General features: G+C 47.7%; 10 protein-coding genes, 2 tRNA genes and 3 rRNA genes. 2 read left to right on the top strand and 13 right to left on the bottom strand.

Going from position 1 to position 20,902, the window contains the following annotated elements; translation table 11 throughout:
* Positions 1-2 precede the first annotated feature (2 nt).
* The gene (locus L6466_RS09465; RefSeq protein WP_237803077.1) at positions 3-176 is read left to right on the top strand and encodes a hypothetical protein; all 174 of its coding nucleotides are present in this window, start codon (positions 3-5) and stop codon (positions 174-176) included.
* A 139-nt stretch (positions 177-315) separates the two neighbouring features.
* On the opposite strand, the gene L6466_RS09470 is transcribed toward L6466_RS09465, so the two are convergent.
* The 6 genes from L6466_RS09470 to L6466_RS09495 all read right to left on the bottom strand — a co-directional run bounded on the left by L6466_RS09470 (position 316) and on the right by L6466_RS09495 (position 7,390).
* On the bottom strand, positions 316-1,965 hold the full coding sequence (locus L6466_RS09470) for a carbohydrate-binding domain-containing protein (protein WP_237803075.1): 1,650 nt from the start codon (positions 1,963-1,965) through the stop codon (positions 316-318).
* A 279-nt stretch (positions 1,966-2,244) separates the two neighbouring features.
* Positions 2,245-2,357, bottom strand: a 5S ribosomal RNA gene (gene rrf / locus L6466_RS09475).
* Positions 2,358-2,492: 135 nt separating this feature from the next.
* Positions 2,493-5,388, bottom strand: a 23S ribosomal RNA gene (locus tag L6466_RS09480).
* 182 nt (positions 5,389-5,570) lie between these two features.
* A tRNA-Ala gene (locus tag L6466_RS09485) sits at positions 5,571-5,644 on the bottom strand.
* A 20-nt stretch (positions 5,645-5,664) separates the two neighbouring features.
* Positions 5,665-5,738: transfer RNA gene (locus L6466_RS09490), tRNA-Ile, on the bottom strand.
* 122 nt (positions 5,739-5,860) lie between these two features.
* Positions 5,861-7,390 (bottom strand): 16S ribosomal RNA (locus tag L6466_RS09495).
* The 16S, 23S and 5S rRNA genes sit together here with 2 tRNA genes alongside, the layout of an rRNA operon.
* Positions 7,391-7,845: 455 nt before the next feature.
* Between L6466_RS09495 and L6466_RS09500 the strand changes: the two genes are divergently transcribed.
* Entirely contained in the window at positions 7,846-10,197 is a 2,352-nt protein-coding gene (locus tag L6466_RS09500; RefSeq protein WP_308418231.1) for a mechanosensitive ion channel family protein, read from the top strand.
* 8 nt (positions 10,198-10,205) lie between these two features.
* Here L6466_RS09500 and leuB read toward each other — a convergent pair whose 3' ends face one another.
* From leuB to L6466_RS09535, 7 genes are all read right to left on the bottom strand, one after another.
* Positions 10,206-11,267, bottom strand: coding sequence for a 3-isopropylmalate dehydrogenase (gene leuB / locus L6466_RS09505; protein WP_237803074.1), 1,062 nt, complete (start codon positions 11,265-11,267; stop codon positions 10,206-10,208).
* Between the two features lie 32 nt (positions 11,268-11,299).
* Positions 11,300-12,883: an alpha-isopropylmalate synthase regulatory domain-containing protein gene (locus tag L6466_RS09510; protein ID WP_237803073.1), complete on the bottom strand. Its 1,584-nt coding sequence runs from the start codon at positions 12,881-12,883 to the stop codon at positions 11,300-11,302.
* On the bottom strand, positions 12,862-13,452 hold the full coding sequence (gene leuD, locus L6466_RS09515; protein WP_091815926.1) for a 3-isopropylmalate dehydratase small subunit: 591 nt from the start codon (positions 13,450-13,452) through the stop codon (positions 12,862-12,864). The genes L6466_RS09510 and leuD overlap by 22 nt, the downstream gene beginning before the upstream one ends.
* Positions 13,449-14,825, bottom strand: coding sequence for a 3-isopropylmalate dehydratase large subunit (gene leuC, locus L6466_RS09520; protein WP_237803072.1), 1,377 nt, complete (start codon positions 14,823-14,825; stop codon positions 13,449-13,451). The genes leuD and leuC overlap by 4 nt, the downstream gene beginning before the upstream one ends.
* A complete protein-coding gene (locus tag L6466_RS09525) occupies positions 14,822-16,327 on the bottom strand; it encodes a 2-isopropylmalate synthase (RefSeq protein WP_091815933.1) in 1,506 nt (501 codons plus the stop codon). The genes leuC and L6466_RS09525 overlap by 4 nt, the downstream gene beginning before the upstream one ends.
* 273 nt (positions 16,328-16,600) lie before the next feature.
* The gene (glgP, locus tag L6466_RS09530) at positions 16,601-19,171 is read right to left on the bottom strand and encodes an alpha-glucan family phosphorylase (RefSeq protein WP_091815936.1); all 2,571 of its coding nucleotides are present in this window, start codon (positions 19,169-19,171) and stop codon (positions 16,601-16,603) included.
* A gap of 36 nt (positions 19,172-19,207) precedes the next feature.
* Positions 19,208-20,863: a glycogen/starch synthase gene (locus L6466_RS09535; protein ID WP_091815938.1), complete on the bottom strand. Its 1,656-nt coding sequence runs from the start codon at positions 20,861-20,863 to the stop codon at positions 19,208-19,210.
* Between the last annotated feature and the right edge of the window lie 39 nt (positions 20,864-20,902).

The raw sequence follows: 20,902 nt of genomic DNA on the forward strand, positions 1-20,902 counted from the left end.
TAATGATGAAAAAGATATATACAAAACCTGATGTACAGGCTATTGAAGTCATGCACCATAATTGCCTGTTAACAGGCAGCGGGGAAAGCGTGAAAAATGTTGTGACCCCAGATGATGAAGAAATGGATTTTGTACCTGTTAAAGAGGGTATTGAAGACGATGAAGAGGATGTGTAAACAGAAACCATAGATTAAGGCATCGTAAACTATAGACTTTGAGGTCCTAAACCATAGGTTTACACATCGTAAACCATAGGTTTAGGACCTCAAAGTCACTAAGATAGGACCTCAAAATCACTGAGTTTCTTTTTCTGGGTCAATGCCAGCCTCCTGGACCACTGTTCATACCGTTGCCACCGCTATACGATGAAAGGCTGATATTGGTACCTCCGCTGACGGTGCCACCATAGATTCCAAGGCCACCAAAATAGGACGTACCATCGCAGACACTGACTCCCGACAGGAGCGTAGGCTGTGAGGCACCACTAACAACCAGACCTGAGCCACCACTTGAAGGGGTCTTAAATGAGAAGGTGCTGCTGCCTACCGTCAGTGCATACCATGTGCTGGCACTCCACGATGAGGCCTGATAGCACGACTGTGACAAACTGCTGCCGTTTTCTACTCCACCTACGGCAACGATAGTACCACCAGTCACATAGAGTTTGTAACCGCCCTCGGTATTGGCATCGATAGCCACCTCTGGTGTGCCTGAACAGATGGCAAAGATAGTACCGCCCTTGATATAGCAGTTGCCGTTGGCATCCAGTCCGTCGTTATGCTGTCCCTGGGCATAGACATAACCACCGGTGATGGTCATATTACTCTTTGAATTGATGGCATCGTCATAGGCGTACGAGGCTACCTCGCCACCGGTGATAGTCATTTGCTTCTTCGTCTCAATACCTTCACCGTTGTAGCCACTGGTACGTACCCAGATACGCCCACCACTGATGTTGATATTACCATCAACCTTGATTCCCTTAGGCGATGAGGAGTCGTTATTGATTTTGTATTGTCCACCGGTGGTAACCACATAGACACTGCCGCCATTGAAGTTGGCTTCCATATCCACATTGATGCCTTTTCCACCCGAGCCTGTACTCTTCAGCCATAGCTCTCCACCATTAACGGTCAGTGTTGAGTCGGTCTTGATGCATGCCGCACCCTTAACAGACTTATCTGTTGTATCATAAGCACCGTTACCGGTAGTCAATACTGTAGTGCGTCCACCGTTGATAATGATATGACTCTCGCTGTTGATGCCCTTAGCTGCAGCTGCCGATACCTCAATATTGAGGATTCCACCATTAATGAAGATACCATCATTTGCCTTAACACCATGATTTTCAGTAGCTTTCACATAAATATTACAGCCTTTACTAAATGTAATATAGTCGGCTGAATGGATACCGTTATTCGTATTGCCAGTGACGCTCAGGGAGCCACTGCCATTGAAAAGCAGTTTACCCTTACAGTAGAGCGTACCTTTCTGCGAGCCCCCCACTCCATCGGTCAACGTATTGGTAGTGCCATCGGCCAGGATAACAAACGCGCGTTTATTGCTCAACAGGTTCAATGCTGCTGAGTCGGGATTGGTAATGGATACACCGTTGAGCTTCACGGCATATTTCTTCTCACCAAGGATGGTCAGTGAACCGTTGGTAGTCGAGCCACTCACTACGTAGCATACTTTCTTCTCAGAGCCGTGGTTGGCCGTCACGTGGCTACCGTTGACAGTTATCTCCACACCATCAACTGTCTTCGAAACTGGATTAGACAAATCAATAGCTACCTCCGTAGAAAAATCATTATTCTCAAGCATATCCTCTTCGTCAGGATAATATGCCGAAGCGACATCGGTTGGCTCCGCTGCCGTTTTATCTATAGCAACATCAAATGAAGCCAACTCACCCGTAGTAGCGGAATTACCACTACTGGTATTGGGAGTAACGTTATTATTCATCCAATTGTTGAAGTACTCTTCATACGGATCATCCTGAGTACAACTAGTCACTGATGCAGCAGATGCCATAAGCATCAAAAAAAACAGAAATTTGTTCATCTTATAAGTTTAGAAATTTTTGATGAAGCAAAACTACACAAAGAAAACCGATTCGCCAAATATATTCAGCAAACCGGTTTTTATGTTCAGCGTAAGCAACTAACGATGCATCTAAGGTTAGGATATACAAACACGAAAAAGACCCTGACTCATTGCTGAATCAGGGTCTTCACTTTGTAAAAATGGCAGCCTCCTACTCTCCCGCATTGCATTGCAGTACCATCGGCGCAAGCGGGCTTAACTTCTCTGTTCGGAATGGGAAGAGGTGGGACCCCGCCGCAATAGCCACCTGAATATCTTCGCTAAATTGATAATTGACAATTGATAATTGACAATTATACAACCGCGTATAAGGTTGACATATCACACTAAGACTGAAGACAAAACTTTATCGTCAATACTGTCACAGTTGAAAGCATGCGCTTATTTAGCGAAAGCCTTCGGGCAATTAGTAGTGCTCGGCTTTGACATCACTGTCTTTACACCTGCACCCTATCAACGTCGTAGTCTACGACGACCCTCAATGGAGCCCTCATCTTGTGGCCGGCTTCGCACTTAGATGCTTTCAGCGCTTATCCGATCCCGACGCGGATACCCGGCGGTGCACCTGGCGGTACAACCGGTAAACCGGAGGTCAGTCAAACACGGTCCTCTCGTACTAGTGTCCGATCCACTCAAGACTCCCACGCCCACGATAGATAGAGACCGAACTGTCTCACGACGTTCTGAACCCAGCTCGCGTGCCACTTTAATGGGCGAACAGCCCAACCCTTGGGACCTTCTCCAGCCCCAGGATGTGACGAGCCGACATCGAGGTGCCAAACCACCCCGTCGATATGAGCTCTTGGGGGGGATCAGCCTGTTATCCCCGGAGTACCTTTTATCCTTTGAGCGATGCAGTTTCCATACACTTGCACCGGATCACTAAGCCCCAGTTTCCTGCCTGCTCGGCATGTCTGCCTCCCAGTCAAGCGCCCTTTTGCCTTTACACTCTATAAGGCCGGTTACCAATCGGCCCGAGGGCACCTTTGGAAGCCTCCGTTACGCTTTTGGAGGCGACCACCCCAGTCAAACTACCCACCAAACAGTGTCCTTGTAACTACAAGTTAGACCTCAGGCAGCAGAAGGGCCGTATTTCAACGGCGGCTCCATGAACGCTGGCGCGCCCACTTCATAGCCTCCGGCCTATCCTACACATCCGATGACCAAGGTCAGTGCTAAGCTGTAGTAAAGGTTCACGGGGTCTTTTCGTCCCATCGCGGGTAATCGGCATCTTCACCGATACTACAATTTCACTGAGATCGTGGCCGAGACAGCGTCCGGATCATTACACCATTCGTGCAGGTCGGAACTTACCCGACAAGGAATTTCGCTACCTTAGGACCGTTATAGTTACGGCCGCCGTTTACTGGGGCTTCAATTCAATGCTTCATCCGAAGACTGACATCTCCTCTTAACCTTCCAGCACCGGGCAGGTGTCAGGCTGTATACCTCATCTTTCGAGTTTGCACAGCCCTGTGTTTTTGTTAAACAGTTGCCTGGACCTATTCTCTGCGCCTCACTTAAAGTGAGGACCCTTTATCCCGAAGTTACAGGGTCAGTTTGCCTAGTTCCTTAGCCACGAATCTCTCAACGCCTTAGTATGTTCTACCCGACTACGTGTGTCCGTTTGCGGTACGGGTACCACACGGGTTAAGCTTAGCGGTTTTTCTCGGGAGTATGTTTACCTGCGCTATCAAGTTCTTCCGAAGAAGACCCTGTACTGTCACGTTCGGCTCGGAGTGTGGATTTGCCTGCACTCCTCAGCACCTACACGCTTCAACGTGCTATTCCGTCAGCACGCGGCAGTGTCACTGCTCCGTCACCACGTCGCCCCGTATGGTAGTCACGGAATATTAACCGTGTCAGCCATCGCTCTCGCCGTTCGGCTTAAACTTAGGACCCGACTCACCCCGGGGTGATTGACATCGCCCGGGAAACCTTAGTCTTATGGCGGACGGGAATCTCACCCGTCTTATCGTTACTTATACCTACATTTGCTTTTCCAGAAGCTCCAGCAGAAGTCGTCTCCTGCCTTCGGCGCCGCTGGAATGCTCCCCTACCGATACTTTTTAATGCTATCCCGCGCCTTCGGTACCTGTCTTATACCCGATTATTATCCATGCACGGCCTCTCGACTAGTGAGCTGTTACGCACTCTTTGAATGAATGGCTGCTTCCAAGCCAACATCCTAGCTGTCATCGAGGCCACACTTCGTTAGACTAACTCAGACAGGATTCCGGGACCTTAGACGGCGGTCTGGATTCTTCTCCTCTCGGGGACGGACCTTAGCACCCGCCCCCTTACTGCCGGACTGCAGACCGTGAGCATTCGGAGTTCGTCAGGTCTCGATAGGCGGTGAAGCCCTCTTGACCTATCGGTCGCTCTACCTCTCACGGTGACCATCCGACGCGGCACCTAAATGCCTTTCGGGGAGTACGAGCTATCTCCGAGTTTGATTGGCCTTTCACTCCTACACACACCTCATCCGGAAGCTTTTCAACGCTTATCGGTGCGGACCTCCATCCCGTGTTACCGGGACTTCATCCTGGACATGTGTAGATCACTCGGTTTCGCGTCTACCCCATCCGACTTGGGCGGCCTCTTCAGCCTCGCTTTCACTGCGGTTGCGCCCCAGAAGGGCTTAACCTCGCCGGACATGGTAACTCGTAGGTTCATTATGCAAAAGGCACGCCGTCACTAGAAAAACTAGCTCCGACCGCTTGTAGGCGACTGGTTTCAGGTACTATTTCACTCCCCTAATAGGGGTGCTTTTCACCTTTCCCTCACGGTACTGGTTCGCTATCGGTCTCTCGGGAGTATTTAGCCTTACCGGATGGTCCCGGCAGATTCGCGCAGAATTCCTCGTGCTCCGCGTTACTCAGGATACCACTAGGCCTCATTTCACTTCGCGTACAGAACTTTCATCTTCTATGGTTGAACTTTCCAGAACATTCTGCTCATGATCAGAGTACCACAGCGTGGTCCTACAACCCCCATTATGCATTGCTACATAACAGGTTTGGGCTCTTCCCCGTTCGCTCGCCACTACTAGGGGAATCATTATTTATTTTCTCTTCCTGGGGGTACTAAGATGTTTCAGTTCCCCCCGTTTGCCTTCCTACCTTTGTAGGAATAACAGTCCTTCAGACTGCTGGGTTGTCCCATTCGGAAATCCCTGGATCAAAGATTATTTGCATCTACCCAGAGCTTATCGCAGCTTATCACGTCCTTCATCGCCTCCGAGAGCCAAGGCATCCACCAGACGCCCTAACTTGCTTTCGCCTATATACATTAAACATTTATGATTAAACATTAAAGATTAAACATTAAACATTCAATGCATAGCTCATACTTTCAGCTGTAATTTTGAGATTTTTTAATCTACTCAGTTTGACTTCTTAAAGTCTTTACTTACAGTCTTGTGTGTCAATATGTCAAAGAACTCTTCCTCGTTGTGAGGATTGTGGAGAATATCGGGGTCGAACCGATGACCTCTTGCATGCCATGCAAGCGCTCTAGCCAACTGAGCTAATCCCCCATGGGATAGAGAAATCGAAGTAGTCCCAGGCAGACTTGAACTGCCGACCTCCACATTATCAGTGTGGCGCTCTAACCAACTGAGCTATAGGACTGTCAGTTTGGTCAGAGGGGGTACCTCTGCCCAGCCTCATACATTCTCTATATAAACAGCGTGTAGTAAAGAAGCTTGGGTTAAAACTAACCATCTTAACTTCTGTCTAGTCATTCTCTCCAGAAAGGAGGTGTTCCAGCCGCACCTTCCGGTACGGCTACCTTGTTACGACTTAGCCCCAATTACCAGTTTCGCTCTAGGCCGATCCTTACGGTCACGGACTTCAAGCGCCCCCGGCTTTCATGGCTTGACGGGCGGTGTGTACAAGGCCCGGGAACGTATTCACCGCGCCATGGCTGATGCGCGATTACTAGCGAATCCAGCTTCATGGGGTCGGGTTGCAGACCCCAATCCGAACTGAGGATGGCTTTTAGGATTAGATGCGCCTTGCGGAACACCATCTCTCTGTACCACCCATTGTAACACGTGTGTAGCCCCGGACGTAAGGGCCGTGCTGATTTGACGTCATCCCCACCTTCCTCACACCTTACGGTGGCAGTCCAACCAGAGTGCCCAGCATAACCTGATGGCAACTAGTCGCAGGGGTTGCGCTCGTTATGGCACTTAAGCCGACACCTCACGGCACGAGCTGACGACAACCATGCAGCACCTCCACAGGAGCCCCGAAGGGCCTCATCATCTCTGAATCGTTCTCCTGCAGTTCAAGCCCGGGTAAGGTTCCTCGCGTATCATCGAATTAAACCACATGTTCCTCCGCTTGTGCGGGCCCCCGTCAATTCCTTTGAGTTTCACCGTTGCCGGCGTACTCCCCAGGTGGGATGCTTAACGCTTTCGCTTGGCCGCATACACTATATCGCATACAGCGGGCATCCATCGTTTACCGTGCGGACTACCAGGGTATCTAATCCTGTTCGATACCCGCACCTTCGAGCTTTAGCGTCAGTTATAGCCTCGCCAGCTGCCTTCGCAATCGGAGTTCTTCGTGATATCTAAGCATTTCACCGCTACACCACGAATTCCGCTGACGTCGAATACACTCAAGGAAACCAGTTCGCGACGCACTTCCACGGTTGAGCCGCGGCATTTCACGTCACGCTTAATCTCCAGCCTGCGCTCCCTTTAAACCCAATAAATCCGGATAACGCCCGGACCTTCCGTATTACCGCGGCTGCTGGCACGGAATTAGCCGGTCCTTATTCTTACGGTACATACAAAACGGGACACGTCCCGCACTTTATTCCCGTACAAAAGCAGTTTACAACCCATAGGGCCGTCATCCTGCACGCTACTTGGCTGGTTCAGACTTCCGTCCATTGACCAATATTCCTCACTGCTGCCTCCCGTAGGAGTTTGGACCGTGTCTCAGTTCCAATGTGGGGGACCTTCCTCTCAGAACCCCTACTGATCGTGGGCTTGGTGGGCCGTTACCCCGCCAACAACCTAATCAGACGCATCCCCATCCCTTAGCGGTAAACCTTTGATTCATTTCAGATGTCTTCTACGAATAACATAGAGTATTAATCCGACTTTCGCCGGGCTATCCTCTACTAAGGGGAAGGTTGGATACGCGTTACTCACCCGTGCGCCGGTCGCCGACAAAGAAAGCAAGCTTTCTTCTCGCTGCCCCTCGACTTGCATGTGTTAAGCCTGTAGCTAGCGTTCATCCTGAGCCAGGATCAAACTCTTCATTGTAAAATGTTTTATCTCTAAAGTCTTGGTAAAGCAGGAAATGCTGCTTTCACAATCTTTTATATCTGTCTCAGAACGACTATCCAGTATCAAGTTAAGAATTAAACGGTTTGTTTCTTCTACCCAAGAGTAACCGAAATTACTCTCGCTTCTTGTACTACTTCTGTCTATGTAAATCTTTCAAAGAACTCTTTCTTTAGTGCCTTGCCCGTTGTTAGGCGAAAGCGGATGCAAAGGTACGACTTTTTTCTGAACCACCAAACATTTTACCACTTTTTTTCATAAAAAAATTGCAGGTTTTCGAGTTATTTGACAAACCTTAAAAACTCACCTTATTATATATAATATAGAGAGCAGAGTAATGTAAAAATGACACAAAAAAAAGAATCAATATTTTTTGTATTACTCACTTCTTTTCGTACCTTTGTGCCCAAATTTTAGAAAATAAACATATGTACATGAAGAAAATAATAGCTACCCTACTCGTATTGTTTACCCTGACAGATGCGTATGCCGTACTGAAAGAAAAAGATTTGGAGCAAACTCTGAGCGTGCTACGTACGGAACTAACAGAAAAGCATACCGAACTGCACTCACAGTCGAACGAGCGCAAAGAAGCGGCTAAGAGTATCGTGGACCAACTGAAGGAGACTATCAAAAAAAGCAATCAGAATGCTTTGATGCTCTATTCACAAAACACGAATTATGTGTTTGACCTGACCTACGCCTGTCATGAGGCTACGGAGCAGTATCAGTCTTTTCAGAAACAACAGTTGCCCTTTAAGGCCTATCTGGAAGAAAACGACGTAGAGATTGCAAAATACGACAGCCTGATAAACAGTCTGAAGTCAATGCGTCCTGACATGCTGGAAGAACAAGGAAGGACCGACCGCAGTGTCTGTCTGACCCTCGCTATCAATATCCAGAACACACTGATAGAGAACAGAGGACAGGTGGCCAATTATATCTCCTTCTACGAGATGGCTGAGCAACGGCTGAAGAATCTGAATGAGTATGCCAACATGCGATATGATGACATCCAGAAAAGCATCTTCAAAAATGGCGGTGAGAACTACTTTACGGTCATCAAGGAGTTCAGGACCAAACTCACTGAGGCCGAGTCGGTTATCCTGGATAAGTACACGCCCAACAAAGAAGAATCAGACTGGGACAGTTCGGTGATCATCCAGCTCTTTACCATCATTGTTTTTTATATCCTGGTAGCCGTTATCTTAAACCTTATTATATTTAAGTTCCTGCCCAAGCGATTCCACACCAGTGAGTTCCTCAAGAAGCGCTCGTGCGTGATTATGGCGACAACCACCGTTACCTTTGCCGCCATCCTGGGTATCTTGAAAGCAACGCTGAATCAGAATTTCTTCCTCATGGCCAGCAGTCTGCTGATAGAATACGCCTGGTTGCTGAGTGTGATACTGATATCACTGCTCCTCAGAGTAAACGGCCGGCAGATACGCAGTGCGTTCCACATCTACGCTCCCCTGCTCTTTGTGGGATTCATGGTCATTGCATTCCGTATCATACTTATCCCCAGAGAGTTGGTTAACCTGATATTCCCTCCCCTACTCCTGCTCTGCACGCTATGGCAATGGCGTATGATGAGGAAGCACCATCAGAACATTCCACAGTCGGACATGTTCTATACCTATATATCACAGGCTATCTTTATACTGTCATTGATATGTTCATGGGTGGGCTATACACTGATGGCCGTACAGATACTGATATGGTGGATTATGCAGTTGACCTGCATCCTGACAATCACCTGTGTGAGTCAGTATCTGAAACTATACGGCACACGCCGCGGCTTTGAAGAGAAACCTATTACAGAGACATGGGCCTACATGCTATTTTATAAGGTAATGCTGCCCGTGATGGGTGTTCTGTCTGTGATGATCTCTATATACTGGGCTGCCGACGTGTTTAACCTAAGCGATTTGTGCTGGCAGATTTTCAAGAAGCACTTTATCGACCTGGAGAACCTGCAGGTGAGCATCCTGAAACTCTGTATGGTGGTAAACCTGTTCTTCATGTTCAAGTATATAGCAAGTACCATCCTGTCACTGCTGAAGCACCACTACAAAGCAGGCGACCCCTCGACTGCCGCCAGCAGAGAGGTGATGGGACGCAACGTGATTCAAGTACTGGTATGGGGAGTATGGCTGCTGATGTCACTCTCTATCATGAATATCAGCGTGGCATGGTTGCTGGCTATCTCAGGCGGACTGTCAACCGGTATCGGTTTTGCATCGAAAGATATCATCGAGAATATCTACTATGGTGCCTCGCTGATGGCTGGACGTATCAGTGTGGGCGACTGGATTGAGGTGGACGGCACGCGAGGCAAGGTGACCTCTATCAACTACACATCTACCATCATTGAGTCTGTATATGGAGAGATTATCACTTTCCAGAACAGTCAGTTGTTTGCCAAGAACTATAAGAACCTGACTAAGAACAATGGGTATATCCTGGCAGTCATTCCATTTGGCGTGGCCTATGGTTCTAACCTGAAGCAGGTGACGGAACTGGTAGAAAATGCTGTCAACGATCTGCATCATGAATGGATGGATCCTCAAAAGAAGGTGAAGTCGGTGATGAGCGGCATGAACGACTCAAGCGTAGATTTCAAGCTCTTTGTGTGGGCTGATGCCGTGAAGAAATCGTACGTGATCAGTGATGTATTAAAGTGCGTCTATAATACGCTCTATGAGAATGGCATCGAAATACCATTCCCACAGCGCGATATTACTATTAAGAATTTAGAGGAGTTAAAGGAGGTAAGGGTTTAGACGATAGATTAATTCGCCTTGATATAATTAACTATCCACTCTCCTACCTCGCGTGTGCCATATTTCTGTCCGCCTTCGACCTGAATCTCGGGCGTACGGACATTGGCATCGAGCGATGCGTCGACAGCCTTACGGATAAGGGCGCCCTCCTCTTTCAGTCCGAAATGTTCCAACAGCATAGCAGCAGAAAGAATCTGAGCCAAGGGATTGGCCAGGTTCTGACCGGCTGCCTGTGGCCATGAGCCATGGACAGGTTCGAAGAGCGGTGTGTGTTCGCCTAAAGAAGACGAAGGCTGCAAGCCCATTGAACCCGTGATACATGAAGTCTCATCAGTAAGGATATCACCAAAGGTATTCTCTGTCACGATAACATCAAAGAAGCGCGGTTCGGTGAGCACACGCATCGAGGCATTATCAATAAACATATAATCAGTCTGCACCTCGGGATACTGCGGTTCCATCTCCTTGGCAATCTGACGCCACAAACGACTTGATGCCAGGACGTTGGCCTTGTCCACAACCGTCAGATGCTTACGACGCTGCATAGCCATCTCGAAGGCAACCTTCAGAATACGTTCTATCTCAGGACGTGTATAGACATCAGTGTCGTAAGCCTTGTCATTGTCCTGGTATTTTTCGCCGAAATACATACCACCTGTCAATTCGCGCAGCACCACAAAATCAGCACCACGAAGCAGTTCATCCTTCAATGGTGATTTGTGTAAGAGGCAATCGAAGGTGGCCACTGGACGCACATTTGCAAAGAGACCAAGTTTCTTACGCATAGCCAGCAGTCCTGTTTCAGGACGAACCTTCAGTGTGGGATTATTATCATATTTCAAGTCGCCCACTGCCGCAAAGAGCACTGCATCGGCATTCATACACACCTGATGGGTAGCCTCTGGATAAGGATCACCGCAGGCCTCAATGGCACAGGCACCTACCAACGCTTCCTCGTAAGTAAACTCATGACCGCATTTCTCTGCTACAGCATTGAGCACAGCCACACCTTGTTTCATAATCTCCGGTCCGATACCGTCGCCCGGAAGAATAGCTATTTTTAGTTTCATATCAATTTACTTAGAAGTTATACACTATTTTACTAATTAGGAATCTCGTTTTCGATGATGTTCAGCATCTTGAACGTGGCCTTGATAGCAGCCTCCGTCTGGTCAGCATCCAGTCCGCGTGTGCGCAGGATACCCCCATTATAATGCCAAGAGATGACTGTCTGTACCAAGGCATCGGTACGTCCGCCCGGCGGAATGGTAACCTGATAATTGGCCAAGACAGGAAACGTACGGTTCAGATACTTCTTATAAATATAACGAAGCGCCTTGACAAAAGCGTCATACTGACCATCACCCACAGCACTGCCATCATACTGCTGACCATTGATTTCTACCTTGACATTAGCACCCGGGCGCAGGCCATAAGCCGTAGAGACCATGTAACTGATCAGTTTGACCTTATCCTCGGAACCGTCGTGCTTCAAGACGTCACTGACGATAAAGGGCAGGTCTTCCTGTGTCACAATCTCCTTCTTGTCACCCAGTTCTGTGATACGTTCCGTGACACGGCGTGTCTGCTCAGGCGTGAGTTCCAACCCCAGTTCCTCCAGATTCTTAGCGATATTAGCCTTACCCGAATTCTTTCCCAGGGCATATTCACGCTTACGTCCGAAACGTTCTGGAACCAACTCGTTATAATAAAGCTTATCCTTCGAGTCGCCATCGGCATGCACACCAGCCACCTGCGTAAACACATTCTCACCAACGATAGGCTGGTTGGGGGCTACCGTGATGCCACTAAAGCTCTCGACCATACGTGAGAGGTCATTGAGCTGACTCTCTACAATATTTGTCTTGGCATGGAACTGATCCTTCAGAATAGCCTGAACAGAAGCCATCGGCGCATTACCACAACGCTCACCCAGCCCATTCACGGTGACATGCAGCCCCTTGGCACCACTCAATACGGCTGCCAAGGAATTACTTACGGCGAGGTCGTAGTCATTATGAGCGTGGAAATCGAAATGAACGTCGGGATAACGTTTTATCATCTTACGGAAATACTCGATGACCTGCAAAGGATTCATCACGCCAAGGGTATCAGGAAGCATGAAGCGAGTGATGGAGGATGAAAGATGGTTGGCAGATGTCAGTTGATCCATCAGCTGATAGACATACTCTGGCGAATCCTTCATACCATTTGACCAGTCCTCCAGATAGAGATTCACACTGATGCCCTTGCTGGCAGCATATTCCACTTCACTAAGAATATCGTTGATATGCTCTTCTGGCGTCTTGTGCAACTGATGAGTACAGTGTTTCAGTGAACCCTTGGCCAACAAGTTTACGACACGACCGCCACAACTGTCAATCCAGTCGATGCTCTGTCCACCATCAACAAAGCCTAAGACCTCAACACGACTCAAGAGTCCCATCTTCTGGGCATAGGCACATATTTTGGAGACGGCCTCATGTTCTCCCTCAGAGACACGTGCAGAAGCCACCTCGATACGGTCTACGTTGACATCGGAGAGCAGTTTGCGCGCCATCACCAACTTCTCGTGAGGCAGGAACGACACGCCATTGGTCTGTTCGCCATCACGGAGCGTGGAGTCCATAATCTCCACAAAGGGCAAAATGCGCTGATACGTATTCAGTTTCTCTGGTGTTCCCATTTTTCTATCTTATCTTTATTGGCCACGAGGAAATCGATATCATCAAGACCATTCATCAGACAGTGCTTCTTATAGCCATTAATATCAAAATGCTCGCTATTGCCAGTTGCTTTATTGGTCACGGTCTGATTAGGCAGATCAACCTCGACCTGAGTATCGGGATTATTCTGAATTGTCTGGAAAAGTTCCTGCAGGAAGTTTTCGCTCACCTGCACAGGAAGAACAAAGTTATTCAGTTCGTTGTTCTTATGGATATCAGCAAAGAAGCTGCTGATAACCACACGAAAGCCATAGCCAGCGATAGCCCAGGCGGCATGTTCACGACTGCTACCAGAACCAAAATTCTTACCTGCCACGAGGATACATCCTTTGTACTTCGGGTCATTGAGAACAAAATCCTCAACGATACTGCCATCGGGACGATAGCGCCAGTCACGGAAGAGATTATCGCCAAAGCCCTCTTTATCCGTGGCTTTCAGGAAACGGGCGGGAATGATCTGGTCTGTATCTACGTTCTCTAAAGGTAAGGGCACGCAGGTAGATGTGATGATGTCAAATTTCTGTTTCATAATAATGTACGTGGATCAGTGATTACTCCAGTGACTGCTGCAGCGGCAGCTACAAGGGGGGAACAGAGGATGGTGCGTGCACCAGGTCCCTGACGGCCCTCAAAATTACGGTTGCTCGTTGATACGGCATACTTGTCTGCAGGAACCTTGTCATCGTTCATCGCCAAACAGGCTGAGCAACCAGGCTGACGGATTTCAAAGCCTGAAGCTTCGAGAACCTTATCAAGTCCTTCCTCACGAATCTGCTTGTCAACAGCCCATGAGCCAGGTACCAGCCATGCCACCACATCAGCAGCCTTTTGACGTCCTTTCACGATAGACGCAAAGGCACGGAAGTCCTCGATACGGCCGTTGGTACAGGCGCCCAGGAAGACATAGTCAATCTTCTTGCCCAACAGTTTCTCACCTTCCTTGAAGCCCATGTACTGCAAAGATTTATTAAAATTGGCATCACCCTCAGCAGGAATTGACTCTGTAATACCGATTCCCATACCGGGATTGGTGCCATAAGTGATACGAGGTTCGATATCCGCAGCATCAAACACCAGTTCCTTATCAAACACAGCGTCATCGCCACTTTTCAGCGTGCACCAATAGGCCATGGCCTTATCCCAATCCTCACCCTTGGGGGCATATTCCTTACCTTTTATATAATCAAAGGTCACGGCGTCAGGAGCTATGAAACCTCCACGCGCCCCCATCTCAATAGAAAGGTTACAGAGCGTCAGGCGACCTTCCATCGACAGGTTCTTAACCACTTCACCTGCATACTCAACAAAATATCCCGTGGCACCACTGGTTGTCAGTTTCGCCATGAGATAGAGGGCAACATCCTTGGCCGTCACTCCCCTACCCAACTGTCCGTTGATGGTGATTCGCATAGACTTTGGTTTCTGCTGCAGGATACATTGTGAAGCCATGACCATCTCGACCTCACTGGTACCGATACCGAAAGCAACAGCACCCATGGCACCATGGGTAGAGGTATGAGAGTCGCCACATACAATCGTCATACCGGGCAACGAGAGTCCTTTCTCCGGACCTACCACATGGATGATGCCATTATCTTTTGACATCATACCAAAATGCTTCAAGCCAAACTCACGGGCATTTCGTTCCAAGGTATCCACCTGTTTCTTTGACACAGGGTCGGCAATTGGCTTATCCTGATCATGAGTAGGCGTGTTATGGTCGGGCATACAGACAATCTGTTCCGGACGGAAACACTTTAAGCCCCTGGCACGCATACCATCGAAGGCCTGTGGTGAAGTCACCTCATGACAGTAGAGGCGATCAATATAAAGTTGTGTGGGACCATCGGGCACGGTCTGTACCACATGGGCGTCCCATATCTTATCGAAAAGTGTGTTCATTCTGCTTTCTTGAATTTATTGATACAGTCTATATAGGCTTCCACGGAAGCGGTCACAATGTCGGTATTAGCACCAAAACCATAGTACAAAGCACCCTGGTACTCTACCTGCATATGTACCTTACCTACATCATCAGACCCCTTGGAGATAGCCTGAATGGTGAATTCCTTTAATGTCATGTGCTTCATAATAATCTTCTTCAGAGCCTTGATAGCGGCATCCACCGGACCATTGCCACTGGATGCAGCCTCAAACTTCTGTCCACTGATATCCAGTCCGATAGAAGCCACACTCTTCACGCCCTTACCTGTAGTAACCTGCAGGAAATCGAGTTTCACAGCATGTTGTTCTGCTGTATCAGCTCCTGCAAGCATCAGGACATCGGCATCGCTTACCTCTTTTTTCAAATCGGCCAAAGCTAGGAATTTCTCGTATATCTTATCAACTTTCTCTTCATCGCTCACGTCAACGCCATTGATATGCAGACGATGTTTCAAGGCAGCACGACCACTACGTGCGGTCAATACAATAGAGTTGTCGTCAATACCAACATCCTTAGGATCCATAATCTCATAGGTCTGCACATTTTTCAGCACACCATCCTGATGGATACCGCTGGAATGTGCAAAAGCATTACGTCCTACGACAGCCTTATTGGGCTGAATAGGCATATTCATTAGACTAGATACCAAACGAGAAGTGGGATAGATTTTCTGGGTATTGATATTGGTTTCAATATCGATTGACTTATGACACTTCAAGATCATGGCAATCTCTTCCAGACTGGTATTACCGGCACGCTCACCAATACCATTGATGGTGACCTCAACCTGACGGGCACCATTGAGCACACCTTCAAGCGTGTTGGCCGTAGCCATACCTAAGTCATTGTGACAGTGGGTGGAAATGATAGCACGATCGATATTATCAACATGCTCCTTCAGATAACGTATTTTCTGTCCAAACTCTTCAGGCAGACAATAGCCTGTCGTATCTGGGATGTTGACCACCGTGGCACCGGCCTTAATGACAGCCTCTACGACACGAGCCAAATACTCATTATCCGTGCGGCCGGCATCCTCGGCATAGAACTCGACATCGTCCACAAAACGGCGCGCATACTTCACCGCAGCTACAGCTCGCTCAAGAATCTCCTCACGCGTGCTATTGAACTTGAACTTGATATGCTCGTCACTTGTGCCGATACCGGTATGGATACGTTTGTGCTTGGCATACTTCAACGCTTCGGCTGCCACGTCAATATCGCGCTGTACAGCTCTGCTTAACGCACAGATAACAGGCCAAGTGACGGCCTTTGAAATCTCAATTACCGAATTAAAATCGCCCGGACTACTGATAGGGAATCCTGCTTCAATCACGTCAACGCCCAACTGCTCCAAGGCCTTAGCCACCTGAATCTTCTCTACGGTGTTCAACTGGCATCCAGGCACCTGTTCACCATCGCGCAGTGTCGTGTCGAAAATAAACAATCTGTCACTCATCTTAGTTTCTTTTTATGTCGTTAAATCGTTATGACGTTATACGAAAAAAGCCTTTCACACTCGGAAGTGAGAAAGGCTCTTGTATGATTCAAATGTATGTTAGCATTTACCTGCTCTATATATACGCCTCATCACTTCCGACCACATAGTTGCAGTCGAATAATAATAATGGCGTTTAGTAGGCTCTGCTGTATCATTTTAATACTTTTTTCTTCTTTTCGGCTGCAAATTTACATATTTCCAGCCAATCATGCAAATAAATCGATACTTTTTTTACATCTGAGGCAACTCTAACCACTTAACGTAGCAGAAATCCTGACGATGAGGCAGATTCTTGTTCTTTGGATACATACGTACTGAACACTTGTACGCACCAGCCTGATGAGGAGCCAGCTTAGCTTCGAATACAAAGTTATTGCCTTCACGACCCACCATCTTCAATGGTTCGATAGAGTAGATACGCTCTTCACCTTCCTTGTTGACAAATACATTGACCTTCTCCAGTCCAACGGCATCTTCAAGTCCCTGCTCATCTATGACATAACGGAGTGTGTACTCCTGACCTGTCTCGAGACCCGTTGAAGGAATATTCCACTCGGCAGAAACAACATTGATGCTATCCCAACGCTCAGCAACTGTTTCCTTCCACTGAGCAATATCCTTAGCCAACTGGTTGTTGTTCTTAGAGATTTCCTTGAAACGCTTTGCTTCTTTTACATAGAACTTATCATAGTAATCATCGAGCTGACGCTTCATGGTGTAGTGAGGAGCAATGAGAGCGATAGAGTTCTTGATAACCTTCACCCAGCCTTCACTGATACCCTTCTTGTTCTTATTATAATAAAGAGGTATAATCTCGTTCTCGAGCAAGCCATAGATAGTAGCTGCATCAAGACGGTCCTGATAGCCCTGAGTCTGATAGGTGCGCTTCTCGGTAAGAGCCCATCCAGCACCCTCACGATAGCCCTCAAGCCACCAGCCATCTTTCACGGAGAGGTTGACAACACCATTCATCTCGGCCTTCTCACCAGAGGTACCAGAAGCCTCAAGAGGACGTGTAGGCGTGTTCATCCAGATATCAACACCTGATACAAGGCGGCGAGCCAACAGGAAGTCATAGTCCTCAAGGAAGATAATCTTACCCAGGAACTCAGGACGCTGAGAAATCTCGTAGATACGCTTAATCAGACCCTGACCAGCACCATCTGCGGGGTGAGCCTTACCTGCGAAGAGGAAAATAACGGGATGTTCGGGATCGTTTACAATCTTAGACAGACGAGCCTCGTCCATGAACAACAGATGTGCACGCTTATAGGTAGCAAAACGGCGGCAGAAGCCAATGACCAGCGCATTGGGGTTCATCTTATCAAGCAGAGCAACCACACGAGAGGGATCACCCTGATTCTTGAGCCATGTATCACGGAACTGCTCCTTGATATAGTCGAACAACTTATTCTTCAGGGCCATACGGGTCTCCCAAATCTCCTCATCGGGACAATTGTAGATACCGTGCCAGATTTCCTCGTTTGACTGGTCGCTCATATGTTTGGTATCAAAGTACTTTGCATAGACACGGCGCCACTCGGTAGCACACCATGTGGGGAAGTGTACACCATTGGTGACATAGCCCACGTGATTCTCCTCGGGATAATAGCCGTTCCAGATGCCGGCAAACATCTTCTGTGAAACCCAGCCGTGGAGCATAGATACGCCATTAACCTCCTGACAAGTGTTGCAAGCGAAAGTTGACATACAGAACTTCTCACCGTGGTCATCAGGATTTGTACGACCCATACCGATAAACTCATCCCAAGAGATACCCAACTTCTGAGGATAACCTCCCATATACTTACCGAAGAGGCCCTCATCAAAGTAGTCGTGTCCTGCAGGAACAGGTGTGTGTACGGTATAGAGACCGCTGGCACGAACCAGTTCCATGGCCTGGTTGAAGGTCAGTCCTTCCTCGATATAGTCGCACAGACGCTGCAGGTTACAAAGAGCAGCATGTCCCTCGTTACAATGATAAATATCCTTCTTGATACCCAGTTTCTTCAGGGTGAGCACACCACCGATACCGAGCAGGATTTCCTGCTTCAAGCGGTTCTCCCAGTCACCACCATAAAGTGAGTGAGTGATAGGCTTGTCGTATTCTGAGTTCATATCATTATCGGTATCGAGCAGATACAGCTTGATACGACCCACGTTGACACGCCAAATATAAGCATGAACCGTATAGTTCATATAAGGAACGTCAACCACCATTGGCTGTCCGTTCTCGTCAAGCTGGCGCTCAATAGGCAGCGACGTAAAATTCTGAGCCTCATAGTTGGCAATCTGCTGTCCATCCATTGACAGACTCTGGGTGAAGTAGCCGAAACGATAGAGGAAGCCAATGGCACACATATCAACATTTGAGTCAGAGGCCTCTTTCAGATAGTCACCGGCCAACATGCCAAGACCACCAGAGTAAATTTTCAGGGCAGAGTGCATACCATACTCCATAGAGAAGTATGCTACAGAAGGACGCTTTGCATCGGGCTTTACGTCAACATAAGCACGAAACATCTTATATACATCCTTGATACGCTTCATCAGAGCCTTGTCCTTGACAATCTCTTCCTTACGCGAAAAGCTCAGACGCTCGAGCAACATCACGGGGTTGTGCTTCACGTCGTGATAGAGTTCTGGATCGAGGTCACGGAAAAGGTCACGGGCCTCATAGTTCCATACCCACCACAAGTTGTGTGCAATCTCACCAAGGCATTTCAACTCCTCTGGCAGACGAGATTTTACAATCATCTCCTTCCATTGAGGAGCATTCACGTAGTCAGCTTTAATTTTCATATCTTTACTTATTAAGGGATTTTACATTGAATAACACTAACTTCTGGCAACGACCTTCTTCAAAGCTATGTCGTATGCCTCATAATAATACTTGATAAATTCTTTCCAAAGAGCTTTTTTAGAGAGTGTCTCAGCAGCCTTACGACAAGCATCGACCTCTGTTTTAGACATCGTTGAGAATTCCGCTACAGTGTCCTTGATATAGTCGGCCACCTCAGAATAGTTATAGTCTGTACGATGTATCACACGTACACCATCCTGCAACTGACCTTCATGTCCAAATTCCTTATTGGCCCACAGTCCGAAACCAGCCAAATCAGTAGTAATACAAGGCACTTTAAATGCTACGGCCTCAAGCGGGGTATAGCCCCAAGGCTCGTAGTAAGAGGGATATATACACAGGTCATTACCCAAGACAACATCATAATAGGTAAGATTCATGATGCCATCACGACCATCCAGATAATCGGGCAGAAAAACCACCTTAACATTATCTTCATGACGATTGTGCATATCGTAATACTTCATCATATTAAGCACACTGTCGTGACCCATATTATGAAGCCAGTGAGTAACCTGCGGAACCTCCAAGGGAGTATCATAGGACTTACCACTTTCCAGTCTCTCCTGCAAGTCCTTACGAGGCTCACCTACCCAACCGGGCACAACAATGAAAGCAAGAACCTTTTTCTTCAGGTCACGGTCGCGCAGCAGGCGGTTCATGGCTTCTACAAACACATCGATACCCTTATTGCGGAACTCATACCGGCCAGAGGTTGAAACAATAATCGTCTCATCATCCAGATTCTCACCCAACAGCGCATTGGCCACCTGCAACATCTTCTGACGTGCAGCCTTACGTTTCTTTGTAAACGAGGCAGCCTTTGGCACAAAACTATTGTCAAAGCCATTAGGAAGTACCACATCAACGGGTTTATCCAGCAATTCCTTGCACTCATTGGCTGTGATATCACTCACTGTTGTGAAGCAGTCGACATGCCATGCCGTCTGTTTCTCAATAGAATGCTTTGACTGCATATTCAGTTCCTCAGCCATCTGATCACCATTATAGGCAAAAAGATAATCATAGAGAGGTTTCTGATTACCGGCAATAGAACGACCAATACTTGTAGCGTGGGTTGTAAAGACGGTGGCTATCTGTGGCAACTTGTTCTTAATATAGAGAGCACCAAGACCACACATCCATTCATTAGCATGGTAAACCACCTTCTGCTTACTTGAAAGAGAGTGATGATAGAAGCTTTCTACAACCAATCCGGCTGCATATGAGAACATTGAAGCCTCATCATAGTCACCATAAGCATGAAGGGAGTCCACACGATAATTCTCCCACAACCAAGTATAAATCTCGTTTTTCTTTTCGAAATACGGTGTAAAATCCACCAGAACTGCGATAGGTTCGCCTGGTACAGTCCAACGTCCTACCCTGACTTTAAGTCCCTGCTCCTTAGCCTCCCACTGCCATTCAGCAAAGAGAGAAGGTTCTTCACGGAAATATGGGCTCTCTTTTTCTTTCCAGAAATCAGGGCCAATAAAGATGATCTTATCTTCAAATTTTTCCTGCAAGGTTTTTGCCCGGGTTGAAAGGACGGTGTAGATGCCACCAACTTTATTACAAACCTCCCAACTCGATTCAAAGATATAGTCTGGAGTTAATAGCTTTTTATTCATTTTACACGTTTTATATGGCTGCAAAGATACTTAAAATAA

This window comes from Prevotella communis, from assembly GCF_022024175.1.
Classification (GTDB): Bacteria; Bacteroidota; Bacteroidia; order Bacteroidales; family Bacteroidaceae; genus Prevotella; species Prevotella communis.